This window comes from Streptomyces sp. NPDC003077, from assembly GCF_040611095.1.
GTDB lineage: Bacteria > Actinomycetota > Actinomycetes > Streptomycetales > Streptomycetaceae > Streptomyces.
The window spans coordinates 70,801-87,314 of record NZ_JBEXNM010000006.1; the positions used below are offsets into that span (position 1 = coordinate 70,801).

The following is a 16,514-nucleotide window of genomic DNA, read 5'->3' on the forward strand; positions in this document are numbered from 1 at the left end:
CCCTATGCCTCATCCGCTCCCTCAGGTGAATCCCGCACCACCGCCCACACACACTTTCCCGGCCCCGTGCGCTCGTCCACACCCCAGCTCGTCGCCAGAGCGGCGACCAGGATCAGGCCCCGGCCGGCCGTGTCGGTTCCTCCGGGTGCACGGAGCGTCGGCCGCGCCTTCCCCGCATCGTGCACCTCGATCCGAACCGCGCCCTGGTCACGGACGTACCGGGTCTCGATCTCCCGGCCCGGTGATGTCCGGGCGTGCCGCACCGCGTTGGTGACGAGTTCGGACACCACCACCAGCGCAGTGTCCTCCAGCGCGCCCAAACCCCAATCGTTCAACGCCGCACGCAGCTCACTTCGCGCCTTGCCCACACTGGCCGCATGGCGCGGCCAGCGACGGACCCGCCGACCACGGTTGCCCACTGCCTCATTCACTCGCATGGAAACCAGGCTCCGCGTCACGGACCTTCGGCACGACATCCGCGTGGTTACCCACCGTGGGTAGCATCACCGGCAGCACACAGCGGTATGTACGGTCCCGTCCACCGGAGTGTCGCTCATGCCCAAATCCGAGCCGTCACACGAACTGCCGGCACTTCTCCTGAATGACCCGCTCATGGTCGAGGCGTGCCGGGAACGCGACTTCGCCACGATCTTCCGGCTTCTCAAACGAGCCGGAATCTACCCCGCCCTCATCGCCCGCCGATGCGATCTCACACCGAGTCGTGTCGGAGAGGTCATGTCGGGGCGGCGCGTCATCAGAGACATAGTCGTCGTCGAACGAGCGGCTGATGGTCTCCACATCCCAGGGCATTTGCTCGGCCTCGCACCCCGTCCCTGGGAAAGCGACATCCGGCCATCCGCAATCGGTCCTGCGGAGCTCCCACACGAGTCACTGTTCTCAGCAGACGGAGCGCACGCAACACCTGACCGCCACCTGATGGACCCCGAATTCGCGACGACACTCATCGAACGACAATTACTCCACGCATACCCGAGCGCCAACTATTTCGGGCCCCGGCCTTCCCTGGCTTCCGCCATGCAGCAGGTGCGCACGGTGTGCCTACTGCTACGGGCGAGCGGCGGAGCGGTCCGGCACCGGGTGCTCGGCGTGGCCAGCAGAACAGCGGAGTTCGTCGGATGGCTGCACCAGGATCTCGGGGATTTCCGCACTGCGGGGTATTGGTCGGACCGGTCGATGGAGTGGGCGCAGGAAGCCGCCGACGACCCCATGCAGGCGTACGTACTCTTCCGCAAGAGCCATCAGGCCGCCGCCCAGAACGTCCCCGAAAAAACCATCGGGCTCGCACGGGCCGCGCAACGTACGCCAGGCGTTCCATCGCGGCTCACCGCGTTGGCAACCCAACAAGAGGCCACCGGGTACGCACTTCAGCGCAACCCGAAGGCCGCACTCCAAAGGTTCGATGACGCCCACGAGCTGGCTCATCATTCCGCCACAGAGATTTCCACGTTTCCGACTCCGTCCGAGGCTTCGAAAAGCGCGGTCGACACGACGTACTGCACCCCCGGCTATATCGAGCTCCAGCGGGCCAAGTGCTGGCTCACCCTTGGCGAGCCTCATCGTGCCGTACAGATTTACGAGCGGGAGATCGAAGCGCTCCCACCGGTCTATCGCAACGACCGCGGTGTCTACCTCGCTCAATTGGCCCTCGCCCTCGCGGAAACCGGCGATCCCGAACAGGGCGCTCAGGCAGCGGTCGAAGCCACCACGATCGCGGCCCATACCGGATCCGCCAGAATTCTCACCGCGCTGGAAGCAGCGGCGGCAACCATGCTGCCGCGACGGGACGTGCCCGCCGTCATGCACTTCATCGAGCAATTCCACGCCGTGCGGTCACGCTCCGTGGCCCATCGGCCATGAATCCCGGGGGTAGCGACAGATGGACGATCTGATCACCCAGGCCACATCCGACGACGAGCACCGCAGAGGAGCGGTGGTGGCGGTCCTGCCCATCGGGAGCTTCGAGCAGCACGGCAAGCACCTCCCCCTCGTCACCGACACCCTCGTCGCCTGCTTGATCGCCCACCGGATCGCAACGGATCACGGCCTCTTCCTGCTGCCGCCCCTCACGCTCTCCTGCTCCCACGAACACGCGACGATGCCCGGCACGGTCAGCATCAGCGCCCCGACGCTGTACGCCGTGGTCCACGACACCTGGCGGTCCCTCGACGCGTCCGGGACCCCCGGCTTGCTCATCGTCAACGGCCACGGCGGCAATTACGTCCTCTCCAACCTCGTCCAGGAGCTGAACGTCAACGGTCCGCGTGTGTCCTTGTTCCCCACCCGTGAGGACCGGGAACGGGCGCGTACCGAGGCCGGGCTCGACAGCAGCGCCGACGAGGACATGCACGGCGGCGAATTCGAGGTGTCGCTGCTGCTTCACGGGGCGCCCCACGTAGTCCGCGAAGGGATCGACGAGGACGACCACACCGCTTCCTCCCGCTCGCACCTCCTCACGCTGGGCATGGCCGCCTACACCCCGAACGGAATCATCGGCCGGCCTTCACTGGCCACCGCGGCCAAGGGCAAAGCCCTGCTGACCAGCTTCTCCGAATCGGCCGCCGCCCACCTGCACCTGATCGGCGGGCGCTGAGGCCCCGCCCGTACAAATTCGCTGGCCCCCGCCCCACCACGAGGTCAGGCTTGACCGCCATGACCACCCACGACGACCCCATACGGCGGGACGCGCTCCCCAGCCACCCGGCCCGGCACACCGACGCCCCCGCGTCCGCCCCACCGTCCGACCGGCAGGTGCGGGTCCTCCGCGACCGCCAGGTGCGGGCCCTCCACACCGACACCACCATCACCGTCTACCAGGCGTACCGCCCCGGCCTCGGCGTCCCGGCCGCCCGCGACGGGCGGTTCCCGGCGGCCTGGAAACGGGACCGCATGACGTGGATCAAGCCCTCGTTCCTGTGGATGATGTACCGCTGCGGCTGGGCCGCCAAGCCCGACCAGGAATGCGTCCTGGCCATCGAGATCGACCGCGCGGGCTTCGACTGGGCCCTCCAGAACGCCTGCCTGTCCCACTACGACCGCACCGTCCACCCCGACCACGACACCTGGAAGCAGCGCCTGCGCACCTCCCCCGCCCGCATCCAGTGGGACCCCGAACGCGACCTCCACCTCCGCCCCCTCCCCCACCGCTCCCTCCAGCTCGGCCTGGCGGGCGAGGCGTCCCGGCGTTACGCCGACGAGTGGACGGTCTCGATCAGGGACGTCACGCCGTTGGCTCGCGAGATCCACGCACTGGTCACCCGCGGCGACACGGAGGCCGCGACGCGCCTGCTGCCGGCGGAACGGCCGTATCCGGCGCCGGAGGGGACGCCGGGGCTGACGGGCTGACGGGCTGACGCAGGGCCGGAGCCGGGATCAGTCCCGGGGCCAGAGGGTCGTGTCGATGGTGATGTCGGGGAACGGCAGCGTGAAGGTCATCCCGAACGCGTATGTGGACACGTCTTGGTATTCGCCGTCCTTCGGGTCGTGGTGGACGTGCACACAGCCGGTCTTCGGGTCGGCGATGACGTACGTGGGGACCTCCGCCGCCGCGTACGTCTTCAGTTTGGTGTCGTAGTCGTCCCGGTGGCTGCTCGGGGAGACGACCTCGGCGACCAGTTCCGCGTCGCTGTAGTGGTAGTCCCCGTTGTCCATGTGCTCCGCGGCGTCCGCGACCAGCGCCACGTCCGGCGCGAAGCCGTTGAGCGATCCCGGAAAATCCATGCGGACGTCCCACAGCACCTTGGCGGTGGCGAGCCCCCGGGCGTCCTCGATGGAACGCGTCAGCATCCGGATGATCGTGGAGTGCGTCCGGCTGTGCGGGTTGAGGACGATCCGGCCCTCGATGATCTCTGCCCGATAGCCCGCCGGCACGTTCATGTCCTCGATGAGCGCGAACATCGCGTCCAGTGCCGTGGAGCCCGCTCCGGTGGCCATCGCCCACCCCTCCCCGTCGGCGCCGCGGCGAGTCTACGGGGCGCCCCGCGCCCCCGTTCGTACCTCGCGTGCGGCCCACCACACGGCCGTGTCCGGACATCGCGAGACCCGGTGCCGAGACCGGTTGGTCACCGGTCCCCGTTCCCCGTGCGCCAGCCATCGCCTGCGGTAGCGTGGCCGGTGTGAACGCCCCGGCCATCGACGAGGTCCGCCTCACCGCCTTCAAGAGTTTCCGCGGTGAGACGCTCCGGATCGCCCCGCTCACCGTGCTCATCGGCCGGAACAGCAGCGGAAAGTCGAACGCGCTGGACGGCCTGGAAGTGCTCTCCCGGTTGGCTCGCGGGGAGGACATCACCGAGGCGCTGGAAAGCCGCCGCAGTGCGGCCGGTCCGGTGCGCGGCGGGTTGACCGGCTGCGTTCCCCACGGATCCGACAGATTCTCGCTCGGCTGCACGGTGCGTACGGAGCGCGGACCCATCCACCTCGACGTGACCGTGGAGGTGGAACCCGAGGTCCGGATCGTGCGGGAACGCCTGTCCGGACCGACCGGTGAAGGGCACCGGGACATTCTGGTCACCGCCGAGCCCGGCCCGTACGGCGCCGACCTGCACGCCAGTTGGCACAGAGGCGGGCAGTCGCCGGACCGCCACGGCCCCTTCCGCACCTCCAGACTGCTGACCTCGCAACTTCCGTTGCGCCTCGGGGGCGAGACGCCAGGTGAGCGGGACAGCGCCTGGTGCGCCGAGACCATGTTGTCCGCGCTGGTCGGCGTCTTCCACCTCGATCCGGTGCCGCATCTGATGCGGCAGTACGTCCCGGCCCGCGACAGCCATCTCCGACGGACCGCCGAGAACCTCTCCGCGTCGATCGGCAACCTCCAGCGCACCGATCACGCATTGTTCGACCACCTTGTCCAGCTGCTGCGGGAGCTCGCGGACCACGACATCAGGAAGCTCACCGTCACCAGGTCCGAGCTCGGCGACGTCATGCTCGCTCTGGACGAAGGTGCGCTGGGCCTCACCCCCGCCAGGGAGATGAGCGACGGGATGCTCCGCTTCCTCGCCATCGCCACGTCCCTGCTCACCGGAGGAGACGGTCTCGATCTCGGTACGTCGCCCGCGCCCGGCGCACCGGGCGCGGAGCGGGCTCTCGCGCTCGTGGTGGAGGAACTGGAGAACGGGCTGCACCCCTCCCAGGCGAACAAAGTGCTCCAGCTCGTCCGGCGATCCGGCGCGAGGAACGGCACGCGCGTCCTGATCACCACGCACAGCCCGGCGCTCCTGTCCGCGCTCGACAGCGCTGATCACGAGGGCGTCATGGTCTGCCGACGCGATCGCGGGAACGGCAGCAGTCGGCTGACCAGGCTCACCGATCTCGACGGGTACCCGGCCGCCATGGCCGCCGGACCGCTGGGCGATGTGGTCGCCCAAGGCCGACTGGACGTGCGGGACCGACGCGATCGCGACTACACCGAATTCGACCGGCTGCTGGGAATCGGGTGAGGCGTGGCGCGGAGGGTGGAGTTCGTTGATACGTCGATTCTGTGCAATTTGCTTGAAGTACCCGGAAAGTGCCAGGACCGCGAGAAAGTGCTCCAGGAACTGCGCCGGAAGCGAGAGGTCCGTGACTGTGACCTCCTGCTGCCCGTGACGGCCGTCATCGAGACGGGCAATCACATCGCACAGCTCGCGGACGGGTACCAGCGCCGGACATCCGCGGAGAAGTTCGCCGCCGTCCTGCGCATGGTGGTGGAGGGTAAGGCACCCTGGGCGCTCAATGAGGTCGAATGGGACGCGGCCCACCTCAGCACGTTGATCGCGGGCGGCAGTACGGGCAGCAGCCTCGTCGAGCACGCCTGCAACCGACTCGGCTGCGGAGACCTGAACATCTTGATCGAGCGGGATCGGTATCTCGCCCGGACCTCCGGCATCACGGCGACCGTCTGGACGCTGGACGAACTGCTCTCGGCGTACGCCTGACCCACCGGCCCCTCAGGCGCCCCGCGCCCCCCGCTCATAAGCCCCGTACAACGTCCGCCAGCGATCCAGGTTCCACGTCGACCAGTCCGCGGGGCGGCCCGCGAGGGCGTCGACGAGGTATTCGAAGTGGTGGTGCCAGCCGGCGAGGCGGCTGAGGCGTTCGCGGGTGGGGCCGGTGAACTCGTTGGTGAAGTGGAGGCGGGTGCCGGGGGCGTCGGGGGCCGGGGAGAGGTCGAAGCGGACGCGGCCGTGGAGGTCGACGGTGTACTCGGCCAGCCGGTTCGGGCCCCAGGCGGTGACCTGGCCGGGGGCCACGGTTGATTCGCCCTGTTCGTCGGTGTTCAGCCAGCGGAGGGTGATCGCGCCGCCTTCGTGCTGTTCGAAGGGGTCCGCGGCGGCGAGCCAGGTGGGCAGGCCCTCAGGGGTGGCGACGGCCTGCCAGACGTCCTCCACAGGCTGGGGGAACGCCGGCTGGAACGTGAGGATGTGCGTGTCGCCGTGCGAGACGGCGGTGCCGTACGGGATCGGGCTCGGGAGAGTGCTCGCGCCTTCCATGAGGCCCACGATTCCGTACGGCACCGCCGTCGGCAGGTCGGACTCCGGCGTCGGAGTGGAGACCGGTGACGTCGGACTCCCGCGTAGGGGAGCGGTCCGGTTCGGACTCCGGCGTAGGGGAGCGGTCCGGTTCAGACCCCGACGTCGGAGTGCGGTCCGGTTCAGACCCCGACGTCGGAGTGCGGTCCGGTTCAGACCCCGACGTCGGAGTGCGGTCCGGTTCAGACTCCGGCGTAGGAGTGGAGGCCGGTGACGAAGATGTTCACGCCGTAGTAGTTGAAGAGGTAGCAGGCGAAGGCGATCAGGCCCAGCCAGGCGGCCTTGCGGCCCTTCCAGCCCGCGGTGGCCCGGGCGTGCAGGTAGGCGGCGTAGGCGACCCAGGTGATGAAGGTCCAGACCTCCTTGGGGTCCCAGCCCCAGTAGCGGCCCCAGGCGGCCTCGGCCCAGATGGCGCCCGCGATGATCGTGAACGTCCACAGCGGGAAGACCGTGGCGTTGACGCGGTAGGCGAACTTGTCCAGCGAGGCGGACGAGGGCAGCCGCTCCAGCACCGAGCGGGCGAAACCGCCGGGCTGCGGGCCGTCCGGGTTGGCGAGCTTGGCCTCGTAGCGGTCCCGGAAGAGGAACAGGATCGTGGAGACGGCACCCAGGTACAGCACCGCGCCGGAGATGATCGCGCAGCTGACGTGGATCCACAGCCAAACCGAGTGCAGCGCCGGGACGAGCTGGTCGCTGGCGGTGTACAGGACGCTGATCGCCAGGCCCAGGTCCAGCAGGACCGTGGTGACCAGGGGCAATCCGAGCCAGCGGACCCGCTTCTTCATCGCCAGGAGGACGAGGTACGCGGTGACGGCGACCGCGGCGAAGGTCGTCGAGAACTCGTACATGTTGCCCCAGGGGGCACGCTGGACGGACAGCGCGCGGGTGACCACGCCGCCGACGTGGATCGCCCAGGCCAGGACCGTCAGCGAGATGGCGATCCGCCCGTAGAGGTCGCCCTTCTCGGTGCCGCCCGCGGCGCCCGGCCCGTCCGGCACGTCACGGGTGCCGGACGCCGCCCGGGTGACGACCTTCGGGCGCTCCAGGACGGCGGTGCCGCCGGCCTTCCGGGCCGCCGGGGCCGCGGCGGCGACGGTGGTCCGGGTGGCGTCGGCGGTCAGCGCGGCGGCGGTGCGGCCGACCTTGCTGCGGCTGCCGAACACCCATTCGGACATGTGCGCCAGGAAGGCGAGGGTGTAGACGGCCATCGCCGAATAGATCAGCACATTGCTGGTATGTGCCATGTTCTCGTTGGCTGCGGCAGCGAGGTTCACGCGCGCGCTCCTTCGGAAGGTTCAGCAGGACCGGCGGAGCCGGGGGACTCCACGGGGGCATCGGGAGCGGAGGGGGTGTCGGCGGGGGCGCCAGGGTTGGGGCTGGTGGCTTCGGCGGCCGTGGACTTCGGGGCGGCTTCGGGCTTGCGGTCGCCCTCGGGCTTCCGGTCGCCATCGGGCTCGGCCCCGTCCTCGGGCTTCCGGTCACCCTCGGGCTCGTCCTCGTCCTTCGCGCCCTCGGTCCGCGCCCGGCCGTCGCCGGTGGCCGGCTCCGGGGCGCTTTCCGGCTCCGGCTCCGCGCTCACCGGCGCGTCCGCCTCCAGCGCCGCGGCCAGCTCGGCCAGCTCCTCCGGGAGCTTGGCGGACTCGCTGCGGCCGAGGCCGGCGAGCTCGACGACGGTGACGCCGTCGGCGCCCCGCTCGGCCCGGACCCATACCCGGCGGCGCTGTATGAACAGCGAGGCGGCCAGGCCGACCAGCGCCGCGCCCGCGCCCGCGAGGGCCAGGCCGTTGCCGGGCTGGTGGCTGATCTTGAAGCTGGCCCAGCTCTTGACGCCCTCGAAGGTGATCGAGCCCTCGCCGTTCGGCAGCTCCAGGGTGGACTGGTCGGCGAGCTTCTGCGCGGAGGCCTTGGGGTCCTCGCGCTGCACCAGCTCCTTGGGGCGGAGCGCCTTCTTGAGGATGTTGCCCTTGTCGTCCTTGTACTGCTTCAGGCGCTTGGTTTCGAGCTGGTAGACGTTCTGCGGCAGGCCGGAGTCCAGGCCGAGGTCGCCGTGGTACGCGGTGACCGCCAGCACCGGGAAGTCCAGCGCCGGGAACTGCGAGAACATCGTGCCGGAGTCCTTGCCCCCGTAGGTGGGGACGAAGAGGCCCTGGACGCCGAGCTGGTTGCGCTTGCCGTCCTTGTTCTGGGCGCCCGGCACCTTCACCACGCCGGTGGAGGTGAGGTTCTTGGGGTCGGTGGGCAGGAAGGGGACGGCGCCCTCGTAGACCGTCTTGCCGCGGCCGTCCTTGACGCTGATCACCGGGGCGTACCCGTGCGAGAGCAGGTAGACCTTGGAGCCCGCGATGTCCAGCGGATGGTTCACCTCGATGGAGGTGTGGTGCTCCTTGCCGTCCGCGCCCTCGAAGTACGTCACATCGGCGCGGAACGTGCGCGGGGTGCCGAGCTGCGGCCCCGAGCGCTCGTACGTCGCGTCGAAGCGCTTCAGGGTGAAGCCGAAGGGCTCCATGCTGTCGGTGTCGAAGAACGGGCCCGAGGTGATGTCGTCGTACTGCGTGCGGCTGTTCGCGAACCCGTCGCCCTCGGTGAGGAGCTTGCCGCCCTCGGACTTCCACAGGCTGCCGACCGCGAAGGCGACCAGCATGACGATCAGCGCGATGTGGAAGACGAGGTTCCCGGCCTCGCGCAGGTAGCCCTTCTCGGCGGCGACCGCGCTGCCGGAGGCATCCGTGCGGAACCGGCGCCTCTTGAGCACCCGCCGGGCCGCGTCCAGCACCTCGTCCGGCTCCGCCGTCGTCCGCCAGGTCGCGTACGCGGGCAGCCGGGTCATCCGGCGCGGGGCGGCCGGCGGGCGGCCCCGGAGCTGGCCCACGAACTGCCAGGCGCGCGGGACGATGCAGCCGATCAGGGAGATGAACAGCAGCAGGTAGATCGCGGAGAACCACACCGAGCTGTAGACGTGGAACATCCCGAGCTTGTCGTAGACCGAGCCCAGGACGTCGTGCTTCGCGCGGAACTCGTCGACCTTGACCGGATCGATGGAGACCTGCGGGATCAGCGATCCGGGGATCGCTCCGAGCGACAGCAGGAACAGCAGGATCAGCGCGACCCGCATGGAGGTCAGCTGCCGCCAGAACCAGCGCGCCCAGCCGATCGGGCCGAGGGAGGGGAGGGAGACGTCCTCCTTCGGCGCGGTGGAGAGCTGGGCCCCGGCCTTGCCCAGGTCGGGCTCGGTGGGGGTGTCGGTCTTGGTGGACATCGGTTCAGATCCCAACGAAGTATCTGCTCGACCAGTTCTGCAGGCCGGACATCAAGTAGTCCCAGGCTCCGGTGAGGAGCAGGACGCCGAGCACGACCATCATTCCGCCGCCGATCCGCAGCACCCACACATAGTGGCGCTTGACCCAGCCGAACGCGCCCATCGCCTTGCGGAAGGCCAGGGCCGTGAAGATGAAGGGCAGGCCCAGGCCCAGGCAGTAGACGACGCCCAGCAGGGCGCCGCGGGCCGCGGTCGCCTGGTTCATGGAGAGGGTGGTCACGGCGGTGAGCGTGGGGCCCAGGCACGGGGTCCAGCCGACGCCGAAGAGCACGCCGAGCAACGGCGCGCCCGCCAGCCCCATGGTGGGCTTCCGGTGGAAGCGCAGCTCCCGCTGGCCGAAGCGTTTGAGCACACCCGCGAACGCCAGACCCAGCAGGATCAGCAGCCCGCCGAGTATCCGGCTCAGGATGTCCTTGTAGAGCTGGAGCGTGTTGCCGAACTGGCCGAAGAGCGTTCCGGTGGAGATGAACACCGCGCTGAAGCCGAGGACGAACAGCAGCGCCCCGGAGAGCATCCGGCCGCGCTTGGCCGCGGCCAGGTCCGTGCCGGTCAAGCCGGTGACGTAGGACATGTAGCCGGGAACGAGCGGCAGGACACAGGGGGAGAAGAAGGAGACCAGTCCGGCCAGGAGCGCGAGGGGCACGGCGGCCAGCAGCGCGCCCGTCATGACGGTCTGGTTCTGCCCGGCGGCGAGAAGGATCATGGTCACTTCTCGGCGATCAGCGGAGTGACCATCTTGCGCAGCTCGTCCTCGGTCATCGGACCGATCGACCGGGCCGCGATCCGGCCCTTCCGGTCCACGGCGATGGTGGAAGGAATCGACTGCGGGTTCACGCTGCCCTTGGGGAAGCGCAGCATCAGCTTGCCCGCCGGGTCGTACAGGCTCGGGTACGGCACCTTGTGCTGTTCCTCGAACACGGTGGCCTGCGTCTTCTCGGTGTCCCGGGTGTTGATCCCGACGAACTGGACGCCCTTGCCCTCGGTCTCCTTGGCGACCTTGGAGAAGTTCGCCGCCTCCGCGATGCAGGGGCCGCACCACGATCCCCAGACGTTGAGGATGACGACCTTGCCCTTGTAGTCCGCGATCTTCAGCGGCTTGCCCTGGAGGGTGTCGCCGGAGATGTCGGGGGCCGGCCGGCGGTCCGCCACCGGGACCGTGTCCACGCCGTCCTTGCCCTGCACGAACTTCGTCTGCGAGGAACCACCCGAAGTACCGTCCCCGCAGGCGCTCAGCGTCAGCGCTCCCAGGGCGATGCCCGTGGCGATCACGGCGGTGCGGCGGCGACCGGTCAGTCGGCTCAAGGCGCGGCAGGCACTCATGTGAAAAGTTTCGCATGGGCCTTTTGCGGATCTTCCGCACCCCCCTCGGCCGTTGCGCCCGGCATGTCGGGATGGTTCGGCCGGGGGGCGGTGGGGCTGGGATGGGGGCGGGCCTGGTCGGCGGGGCGGGCCTGGTGCGCCGCCCGCGGGGTCCGCCTGGCGCAAGCCCGGGGTCGGCGGGTGGGGGCGGGCCGAGTGTGACGCGTACGGGGCCCGCGTGCCGCGTACGGCCCGCGTGTCGCGCGCCCGGCGACCGGGGCCCCCGGTGAACGGCGGACTCGGGCGCGCCGCGTGCGTCGTCCGCGTGCGGCGCGCCCGGCCCCGGGGCTCACGCCCCCGTCATGTACGCCTTCCAGCCCCCGGCCGGCTGCTGGCCGACCTGGAGCTTCTGGAGCTTGGCGATCACCTTCGGGTCCTGCGCGTCCAGCCAGTCGGTGAACTGGCGGAAGGACACCAGCCGGACGTCCTTGTGCTTCTCGTCGGCGATGTGCTTGAGCGCTTCCTCGACGGCGTCCATGTAGATGCCGCCGTTCCACTGCTCGAAGTGGTTGCCGACGAAGAAGGGGGCCCGGTTGGTCTCGTAGGCGCGCTGGAAGCCCTTGATGTAGGACTCGGTCGCCTGCTTGCGCCAGCCCGGGTAGTTGGCCGGCGGGGCCTTGGTGGAGTTCTTCGACTGGTTGGCGAGGATGTTGTAGTCCATCGAGAGGACTTCGAACGAGTGGCCGGGGAAAGGTATCTGCTGGAGCGGGAAGTCCCAGATGCCCAGCTTCTTGGTCGGCCACATCTGCCGGCCGCCCGGCGAGCTGGCGTCGTACCGCCAGCCCAGTTCCTTCGCGGTCGGCAGCAGGTTGTCCTGCCCGAGCAGGCACGGCGTACGGCCGCCCACCAGCTCCTTGCGGTAGTCGAAGGGCAGCGGCTCCAGGTCCGTGAAACCGGTGTTCGTCCGCCAGGTCGTCACGAAGTCCACGGCCTGGTCGATCTCCGACCGCCACTGCTTCGGGGTCCAGTGGGCGACCGAGCCCGAGCCGGCGCAGAAGTGGCCGTTGAAGTGGGTGCCGATCTCGTGGCCCTCCAGCCACGCCGCGCGGACGTTCTTCAGCGTCTCGCGGATGTGGTCGTCGGTGAGGTAGCCGATGTCGGAGGCGCCGACCTTGTTGTTCGGCGGGCGGTAGAGGTTCTGCTTCGACTCCGGCAGGCAGTACAGCCCGGAGAGGAAGAAGGTCATCGCCGCGCCGTGGTCCTTCGCGAGCCTGCGGAAGCGGGGGAAGAGACCGTTGCCGACCTCGCCCGCGCCGTCCCACGAGAAGATCACGAACTGCGGCGGGGTCTGCCCCGGCTCCAGTCGCTCCGGCTTGCCGGGCTGGTTCGGCTGCGGGCCGGAGTCGGCGGTCGAGCCGTCGCCTATCGGCTTGGCCCGCGCCTGCACCTTCTTGTTGTCCCCGCCGCCCCCGGAGCCGGAACCGGTGGCACAGCCCGCGACGCCGAGCGCCGCGACCGCGCCCACTCCCATCCCCAGCAGGTTCCGCCGACTGATCGCGCGCATACCGTTCCCATCCCTGCTTGCTGCTCACCAACGCCATGTCCGTGTAGTGGACATGAGGTAGGAGGGACGGGAGGGACAGATGGGTTCCGCTTTAATGGCGCGATTATCTAATTTTTCTGATTATTGAAGATGTGACGGTTAGTAGGGGATTCGTCCGCATCAGTCACGGCGAGCCGCGTTCACGGGGATTGATACGGGTTCCCGGCCGTTCCTCGGGTCTGCGACGAGCCCGGTGGAGCGGGTCCGGTGGAGCGGGTCCGCGACGAGCCCGGCGTCGCGGACCTGTGACGAGCCCGGCTTTGGGCTCCGTGGCGGGTGGTGCGGCAACCCCGGCGCGAGCCCTTCCCAGCGGTGGGTGGCGCGCCCTCGCCCCTTCCCGTTGCGGGGACGTGGCAAGGGGCGGTGGCGGTTCCCCAGGAACCACTACCGCCCCATCTGTCTCGTGCCTCTCACCCGGAGCCCGGCAGACCCGGCACCCTCCGGACGGCTGCTACGCCCCTCCGGACGGCTGCCAACACCCTTCGCCCCGAACGCTCAGGCCCCGAACGCTCAGGCCCCGAACGCCTTCCCCTGGCTCGTCCCCTGCGCCGCCTTGCCCTTCGTCGGCTTGGCGCCCGCGCGCAGGTGGACCGGCACCAGGTCCAGAGCGGGCTCGCTGTACCCGATCGAGACGATCTTGTCGCCGCGGAAGGTGAACGAGGTCAGCGAGGCCAGCGTGCACTGCCGCTTGCGCGGGTCGTGCCACAGCCGGCGCCGCTCGGCGAAGCTGCGGACGATCCAGATCGGGAGCTGGTGGCTGACCGCCACGGCCTCGTGCCCCCGGGCCGCGTCCCGCGCCGCCCCGAGCGCGCCCATCATCCGGACGACCTGCTCGATGTACGGCTCGCCCCAGGAGGGCCGGAACGGGTTGGTCAGGTGCTTCCAGTTCGCGGGCTTCTTCAGCGCGCCGTCGCCGACCCCGAACGTCTTGCCCTCGAAGACATTCGCCGCCTCGATCAGCCGCTCGTCGGTGGCCAGGTCCAGGCCGTGCGCCTTGGCGACCGGCGTCGCCGTCTCCTGCGCCCGCTCCAGGGGCGAGGCGACGACGTGGGTGATGTCCCGCCCGGCCAGGTGCTCGGCGACCCGGTCGGCCATCTGCCGGCCCAGTTCGGACAGGTGGTAGCCGGGCCGGCGGCCGTACAGCACGCCGTCCGGGTTGTGCACCTCACCGTGCCGCATGAGATGTACGACGGTGATGTCTTCGCTGCTCATGCCATCCATCATTCACTCGGTCCGAATCGCCGGGCCCCACCGGCCCCCATGACGCGGCCGTTCCCGTCCGGGACGGCACGCGTCCCGGACGGGAAGGGAGCCGGTGGGAAACCGTTCTCGTCCGGCCCGGCCGGCCACGGCCGCGGGCGGCCGGGGCCCGTCCTCACTCCGTCGCTTCGGCGGCGGCGCGGGCGGCGGCCGGCAGCGCGGCGGCGACGCGCTCCAGCGCCCGCTCGTCGTGCGCCGTCGAGACGAACCACGACTCGAAGGCGGACGGCGGCAGGTACACGCCCTGCGAGAGCATCGAGTGGAAGAAGGCCGTGAAGCGGAACGCCTCCTGGCCCTTGGCGCCGTCGTAGTCGGTGACGTCCCGGTCGGTGAAGAAGACCGAGAACATGTTGCCCGCCACCTGGAGGCGGTGCGCCACGCCCTCCTTGGTCAGCGCGTCGCCGATCAGCGCGCGCAGCTCGGCGGAGACCGCGTCCACCTTCGCGTACGCGGCGTCGTCCAGCAGACGGAGCTGCGCGAGGCCGGCGGCGGTGGCGACCGGGTTACCGGAGAGGGTGCCCGCCTGGTAGACCGGGCCGGCCGGGGCGAGGTGCGCCATCACGTCGGCGCGGCCACCGAACGCGGCGGCCGGGAACCCGCCGCCCATGACCTTGCCGAACGTCATCAGGTCGGGCCGCACCCCGTCGATGCCGTACCAGCCGGCCTTGCTGACGCGGAAGCCCGTCATGACCTCGTCGGAGATGTAGAGCGCGCCGTTCTCCGCGCAGAGGTCCTTGAGCCCCTGGTTGAAGCCGGGCAGCGGCGGGACCACGCCCATGTTGCCGGGGGACGCCTCGGTGATCACGCAGGCGATCTGGCCGGGGTGCGCCGCGAAGGCGGCCCGCACGGCCTCAAGGTCGTTGTAGGGGAGGACGAGGGTGTCGCCGGCCTGCGCGCCCGTGACGCCCGGCGTGTCGGGCAGACCGAAGGTCGCCACGCCCGAACCGGCGGCGGCCAGCAGCGCGTCCACGTGGCCGTGGTAGCAGCCGGCGAACTTCACGACCTTGGCCCGGCCGGTGAAGCCGCGGGCGAGCCGGATCGCCGACATCGTCGCCTCCGTGCCGGAGGACACCAGGCGGACCTGCTCGACGGGCTCGATCCGGGCCACGATCTCCTCGGCCAGCTCCACCTCGCCCGCACCGGGGGTCCCGAAGGACGTCCCGCGGGCGACGGCGGCCTGCACGGCCTCGGTGACGGCCGGGTGCGCGTGCCCGAGGATCATCGGACCCCACGAACACACCAGGTCGACGTACTCACGCCCATCGGCGTCGGTGAGGTAGGGACCGGTACCGGACACCATGAACCGGGGCGTACCGCCCACGGCGCGGAACGCTCGCACCGGGGAGTTCACGCCGCCGGGCGTCACAACGGCCGCACGGTCGAACAGCGTCTGCGAAACTGGGGCATCGTACGAGTAAGTCACGCAAGCAATGGTCTCAGAGGCGTGCACGCAGGCGCGCGGCCGGGCGTTTCACACGCCGGTGACGGGGGAGGTCTCTGGGACGATGATCGGGTTTGCGCGGCTGGGGCTGCGAGTGGTCGGGTGGAGATATGCATCGCGGTGGCGAAGTGGGCGAGGGGACCGAGGACCGAGGCCCCGAGCGCGCCCAGCGAGGGCGTCACCGGCGCGAGGAGCCCAGGGGTGGGGAACCTAGGGGCGGCCGTATGGGAGTGACGTACAAGTACTTCGGCGCGCCCAACGGCGCGACCGCGGCCCGCGTCCCGATCACCATGCGGCCGGAGGAGCTGGGCGGTGACGAGCTCGGCATGGGCGGCATGTTCACCAAGATCAAGCCGGAGACGATGGCCGCCATGGTGCTCACCGGCATAGAGGGCATACCCCTGCACCGGGTGCCCCCGCTGGAACTGGTCGTCCTCCACCCCGACTACGCCGTCGTCAAACTCCCCATGACCGTCATCGACCCGCTGCGCGACATCGGCGAGGAATCCGTCGGCGCCGCCGCCTTCATCTGGTCCACCGTCCCCGACCGCGGCGGCCCGCGCGACGCCTACGCCGTCTACCGGCTCCTGCACGAATGGCAGGACTTCTCCCATCGGCTGCACGAGGCGGGGCATCAGGCGTACTGCCTGGTGTGGCCGTGAGGCCCGCACGGTCCGGGTTCGGCCGGTAGTTCCGTATCGCCCTGATGAGGTCATAACCCGGCGCGGCCCTTCCCTTTCGGGACCGACGACGTGTCGCACTCGTTCGATGGCGTCGGGGCCTGTGATGTCCGGGCCGGGGGCGCCCGTTCCGGCCCGTCCGGCGTTCGAGCCCGTCCGGCGTTCGAGGACATCCCGGCGAGCGCGGGTGCGGGTGCGGGCTTGCGGCGGGTGGCAGGTGGCGCGTGATCATTGAGCACCGGTGAACGCCGGGGGCGTTGTCCTCAATCGCCGGACGGGCTTGATTTGGCGGGACCGGCTTGGTTTGGCCGGACGGGCTTGGATTGGCCGGACCGGCTCGGATTGGCCGGACCGGCTCGGATTGGCCAAACGGGCTCGGATTGGCCGGACC

Annotated in this window: 17 protein-coding genes; 6 read left to right on the forward strand and 11 right to left on the reverse strand. The window is 70.0% G+C overall.

From position 1 onward, the window contains the following. Positions 1 to 2: 2 nt before the first annotated feature. The gene (locus ABZX96_RS06475) at positions 3 to 476 is read right to left on the reverse strand and encodes an ATP-binding protein (protein WP_355538820.1); all 474 of its coding nucleotides are present in this window, start codon (positions 474 to 476) and stop codon (positions 3 to 5) included. Positions 477 to 573: 97 nt separating this feature from the next. Then, positions 574 to 798, reverse strand: a complete 225-nt coding sequence (locus ABZX96_RS06480) for a hypothetical protein (RefSeq protein WP_355538823.1) — start codon at positions 796 to 798, stop codon at positions 574 to 576. 138 nt (positions 799 to 936) lie between these two features. Between ABZX96_RS06480 and ABZX96_RS06485 the strand changes: the two genes are divergently transcribed. Genes ABZX96_RS06485 through ABZX96_RS06495 form a run of 3 tightly spaced genes read left to right on the forward strand, consistent with a single transcriptional unit; the run spans position 937 to position 3,363 of the window. Continuing rightward, the gene (locus ABZX96_RS06485; RefSeq protein WP_355538826.1) at positions 937 to 1,878 is read left to right on the forward strand and encodes a hypothetical protein; all 942 of its coding nucleotides are present in this window, start codon (positions 937 to 939) and stop codon (positions 1,876 to 1,878) included. Positions 1,879 to 1,897: 19 nt separating this feature from the next. Then, positions 1,898 to 2,611 carry a creatininase family protein gene (locus tag ABZX96_RS06490; protein ID WP_355538829.1) on the forward strand — a complete coding sequence of 238 codons (714 nt, stop codon included), beginning with the start codon at positions 1,898 to 1,900 and terminating at the stop codon, positions 2,609 to 2,611. 59 nt (positions 2,612 to 2,670) lie between these two features. Next, positions 2,671 to 3,363, forward strand: coding sequence for a DUF4291 domain-containing protein (locus ABZX96_RS06495; protein WP_355538832.1), 693 nt, complete (start codon positions 2,671 to 2,673; stop codon positions 3,361 to 3,363). Between the two features lie 27 nt (positions 3,364 to 3,390). Here ABZX96_RS06495 and ABZX96_RS06500 read toward each other — a convergent pair whose 3' ends face one another. Continuing rightward, the gene (locus ABZX96_RS06500; RefSeq protein ID WP_355538835.1) at positions 3,391 to 3,951 is read right to left on the reverse strand and encodes a Uma2 family endonuclease; all 561 of its coding nucleotides are present in this window, start codon (positions 3,949 to 3,951) and stop codon (positions 3,391 to 3,393) included. A gap of 182 nt (positions 3,952 to 4,133) precedes the next feature. Here ABZX96_RS06500 and ABZX96_RS06505 point away from each other — a divergent pair, with 182 nt between their 5' ends. Beyond that, entirely contained in the window at positions 4,134 to 5,453 is a 1,320-nt protein-coding gene (locus ABZX96_RS06505; RefSeq protein WP_355538838.1) for an ATP-binding protein, read from the forward strand. A gap of 48 nt (positions 5,454 to 5,501) precedes the next feature. Beyond that, a complete protein-coding gene (locus ABZX96_RS06510; RefSeq protein WP_355538841.1) occupies positions 5,502 to 5,930 on the forward strand; it encodes a hypothetical protein in 429 nt (142 codons plus the stop codon). 12 nt (positions 5,931 to 5,942) lie between these two features. On the opposite strand, the gene ABZX96_RS06515 is transcribed toward ABZX96_RS06510, so the two are convergent. From ABZX96_RS06515 to hemL, 8 genes are all read right to left on the reverse strand, one after another. After that, the gene (locus ABZX96_RS06515; protein ID WP_355538844.1) at positions 5,943 to 6,485 is read right to left on the reverse strand and encodes an SRPBCC domain-containing protein; all 543 of its coding nucleotides are present in this window, start codon (positions 6,483 to 6,485) and stop codon (positions 5,943 to 5,945) included. Positions 6,486 to 6,706: 221 nt separating this feature from the next. Further along, positions 6,707 to 7,798 (reverse strand): c-type cytochrome biogenesis protein CcsB, encoded by a 1,092-nt coding sequence (ccsB, locus tag ABZX96_RS06520; protein WP_355538847.1) that lies wholly within the window; start codon positions 7,796 to 7,798, stop codon positions 6,707 to 6,709. Then, the gene (locus tag ABZX96_RS06525) at positions 7,795 to 9,780 is read right to left on the reverse strand and encodes a cytochrome c biogenesis protein ResB (RefSeq protein ID WP_355538850.1); all 1,986 of its coding nucleotides are present in this window, start codon (positions 9,778 to 9,780) and stop codon (positions 7,795 to 7,797) included. Before ABZX96_RS06525 ends, ccsB begins: the two co-directional genes overlap by 4 nt. A 4-nt stretch (positions 9,781 to 9,784) precedes the next feature. After that, a complete protein-coding gene (locus tag ABZX96_RS06530; RefSeq protein WP_355538853.1) occupies positions 9,785 to 10,543 on the reverse strand; it encodes a cytochrome c biogenesis protein CcdA in 759 nt (252 codons plus the stop codon). A 2-nt stretch (positions 10,544 to 10,545) separates the two neighbouring features. After that, positions 10,546 to 11,160, reverse strand: a complete 615-nt coding sequence (locus ABZX96_RS06535) for a TlpA disulfide reductase family protein (protein WP_355538856.1) — start codon at positions 11,158 to 11,160, stop codon at positions 10,546 to 10,548. 328 nt (positions 11,161 to 11,488) lie between these two features. Continuing rightward, positions 11,489 to 12,703: a hypothetical protein gene (locus ABZX96_RS06540; RefSeq protein ID WP_355538859.1), complete on the reverse strand. Its 1,215-nt coding sequence runs from the start codon at positions 12,701 to 12,703 to the stop codon at positions 11,489 to 11,491. Positions 12,704 to 13,252: 549 nt separating this feature from the next. Next, entirely contained in the window at positions 13,253 to 13,954 is a 702-nt protein-coding gene (locus ABZX96_RS06545; protein WP_355538862.1) for a histidine phosphatase family protein, read from the reverse strand. A 163-nt stretch (positions 13,955 to 14,117) separates the two neighbouring features. Then, positions 14,118 to 15,425 (reverse strand): glutamate-1-semialdehyde 2,1-aminomutase, encoded by a 1,308-nt coding sequence (hemL, locus tag ABZX96_RS06550; RefSeq protein WP_355538865.1) that lies wholly within the window; start codon positions 15,423 to 15,425, stop codon positions 14,118 to 14,120. Between the two features lie 128 nt (positions 15,426 to 15,553). Between hemL and ABZX96_RS06555 the strand changes: the two genes are divergently transcribed. Beyond that, a complete protein-coding gene (locus ABZX96_RS06555) occupies positions 15,554 to 16,105 on the forward strand; it encodes a hypothetical protein (RefSeq protein WP_355538868.1) in 552 nt (183 codons plus the stop codon). The last annotated feature ends 409 nt before the right edge of the window (positions 16,106 to 16,514 follow it).